Origin of the sequence: Micromonospora sp. D75 (genome assembly GCF_018070405.1) — a bacterium.
GTDB classification, from domain to species: Bacteria; Actinomycetota; Actinomycetes; order Mycobacteriales; family Micromonosporaceae; genus Micromonospora; species Micromonospora chalcea.
In genome coordinates, this window is record NZ_JAGPXV010000794.1 from 1 (window position 1) to 2295 (window position 2295).

Genomic DNA, 2295 nt, shown 5'->3' on the forward strand with positions numbered 1-2295 from the left:
AGCGCCGCGCCCTGCGGACCCCACGCGCCCAGCAGCAGCGGCGGGTCGGGCCGCTGCACGTCGTAGCGCAGCGCGGTGCCGGCCTCCAGCGAGAAGACCTTTCCGGTGAAGCCGCTGCGGTCGCCGCGCAGCAGGCGGTAGACGACCTGGACGGCCTCCTCGATGGTGGTCAGCGGCCGCGGCTGCGGCAGGCCGACCGAACCCAGCCAGGTCCCCCGGGCCAGGCCGAGGTAGGCCCGCCCGTGCGAGGCCAGGTCCAGGGCGGCGAGCTGACCGGCGATCTCGTACGGGGCCATCGAGTACGGGTTCAGGCAGGCCGCGCCGAGGCGTACCCGCTCGGTCGCCTGAGCCATCTCCAGCAGCGGGAAGATCGGCGGCTGGTACATCAGGTCGCCGAAGACGGTGAGCACGTCGAAGCCGTGCGCCTCGGCGGCGCGGGCCAGCCGGGCGTACGCGCCGGCCGGCTTGTCGCTCTGCAGGCCGAGTCCGATCTCGACGGTCATGTCAGGTCCGCCGAGTTCATCGTGCGCCGGCAGGTCCGTTCCACCTTCATGACGAGCCGCTCCTCCGGGTCGGGGCAGATGAAGTGGGAGTCCTGGGCCAGCCAGTCCCCCGGCGCCAGGTCACGCTGCTTGGCGGCGAGGAAGGGCAGCACGGACGCGAGCGCGTACACGCAGAAGTGCTTGCCCTCGGGCAGCCGCAGGTGGGCGCTGTTGGTCAGCTCGAAGGAGTCGCCCACGGCCATGCCGCACACCGACCGGCCCTCGATCCGGTCGACTGTCACCTTCAGGTCGTAGATCTCCATGTCGCCGTCGGCGGTGTCGCTCACGGCCCCTCCCCTTCGTCGATCCGTACGATGATCTTGCCGGTGGTCCGGCGTTCGGCCAGCTCGGTGAGCGCCGCGGGCGTCTCGTCCAGCGACACGAGGCGGCTGACCGGCGGCCGGACCGCGCCGGAGGCGCACATGTCGAACAGTTCCTGGTAGGCGGCCTCGACCGCGGACGGGCGCTGCCACGGGTACTGCGAGCCCCAGGACAGGCCCACCAGCGTCGCGTTCGCCGCCATCAGCCGCAGCGGATCGACGGGCGGCGGCGCGCCACCGGCAGCGCCCACCGCGACCAGGCGGCCCTCGAAGGCGAGGCACTCCCAGGAGCGGGCGAACACGTCGCCGCCCACCGGGTCCACCACGACGTCCACGCCCCGCCCGCCGGTGGCCTCCCGCACGGCGGCCACGAAGTCCTCCGCCGTGTAGTCGATCGCCACCTCGGCGCCCTGGTCGCGGCAGATCGCCGTCTTGACCGGGCCGCCGGCGGTGGCGAGGACCCGGGCGCCGCGGGCGACCGCGAGCTGGATGACGGAGATGCCGACACCGCCCGCGCCGGCGTGCACCAGCACCGTCTGCCCGGCGGTGACGCCCGCCCGCTCCAGCGCGAACCACGCGGTCTGATAGGTGACCGGCAACGCCGCCGCGGTGACCGGGTCGACGGTGGACGGCCGCGGCACCACCACCGCGGCGTCCACTGTGACTGTGGTGCCGAGCGCGCCGCGCGGCAGCGCCGGGCAGGCCAGCACCTCCTGACCCAGCAGGTGCCCGGCCCCGTCGCCGGCGGCGACGACCCGCCCGGCCGCCTCCACCCCCGGCGTCATCGGCGGATCCGGCCGCACCGGGTACTCGCCCCGGCAGAGCATGACGTCCAGGAAGTTCAGCCCGACCGTACGGACGGCGAGGCGCACCTGGCCGGGGCCGGGCGGCGGGTCGTCGGGCAGCTCGGCGACCGACAGCACGTCCGCCGGTTCACCGGTCCGCCCGGCGACCAGCCGCCGGATCATGCCGCGCCCACCGGTTCCCGGACCAGCTCGGCGTGGTGGTGCACGATCACCCAGCGGCCGTCGACCCGGCGCACCACGTCGGTGACCCGGGTGATCTCCGGCTCGTCGTCCGGGCCGAGCTGCGCGACCAGCTCGTACCGGGCCACGCCGAAGTCGTCCCACACGTCGATGCGCTTGCCCCGCGCGGCGAGCACCGCCAGCCGGGGCCGCTGACCGGCGGCGTCCCGCTGGGCGCGGTACTCGTCCAGCTCGGCCCGGGTCCGCAGCGGTCCCGGCAGGTGCGTCTCCCAGGTGGTCACCTCGGGGTCCAGGTGCGTGTCGAACCGCTGCTGGTCCCCGGCGAGGAACGCGTCGTACATGTCGTCGATGCCGGCGGCGATCTCCGCCGCGCCTGCCTGCGCGAAGGTCATCGCGTCTCCTCCTGGTTGCGGTCGTCGCGGGCGATCTGCCCGCCCTTCATCACCC

At 74.5% G+C, this 2295-nt stretch carries 4 protein-coding genes; all 4 read right to left on the reverse strand.

Annotated elements, in window-relative coordinates; genetic code table 11:
* Positions 1-503: LLM class flavin-dependent oxidoreductase (locus KBX39_RS29100; protein WP_210873607.1), on the reverse strand; the 503-nt coding region annotated here is incomplete at its 3' end.
* On the reverse strand, positions 500-829 hold the full coding sequence (locus KBX39_RS29105; RefSeq protein WP_043325197.1) for a TIGR04076 family protein: 330 nt from the start codon (positions 827-829) through the stop codon (positions 500-502). The genes KBX39_RS29105 and KBX39_RS29100, both read right to left, overlap by 4 nt.
* Entirely contained in the window at positions 826-1830 is a 1005-nt protein-coding gene (locus tag KBX39_RS29110) for a zinc-binding dehydrogenase (RefSeq protein WP_210873609.1), read from the reverse strand. The genes KBX39_RS29105 and KBX39_RS29110 overlap by 4 nt, the downstream gene beginning before the upstream one ends.
* Positions 1827-2240, reverse strand: coding sequence for a nuclear transport factor 2 family protein (locus KBX39_RS29115; protein ID WP_064447407.1), 414 nt, complete (start codon positions 2238-2240; stop codon positions 1827-1829). The genes KBX39_RS29110 and KBX39_RS29115 overlap by 4 nt, the downstream gene beginning before the upstream one ends.
* Positions 2241-2295: the final 55 nt, after the last annotated feature.

Coding starts and splice junctions, on each gene's coding strand:
- KBX39_RS29110 (WP_210873609.1), bottom strand. CDS start 1,830: ATGATCCGGCGGCTGGTCGCCGGGCGGACCGGTGAACCGGCGGACGTG.
- KBX39_RS29115 (WP_064447407.1), bottom strand. CDS start 2,240: ATGACCTTCGCGCAGGCAGGCGCGGCGGAGATCGCCGCCGGCATCGAC.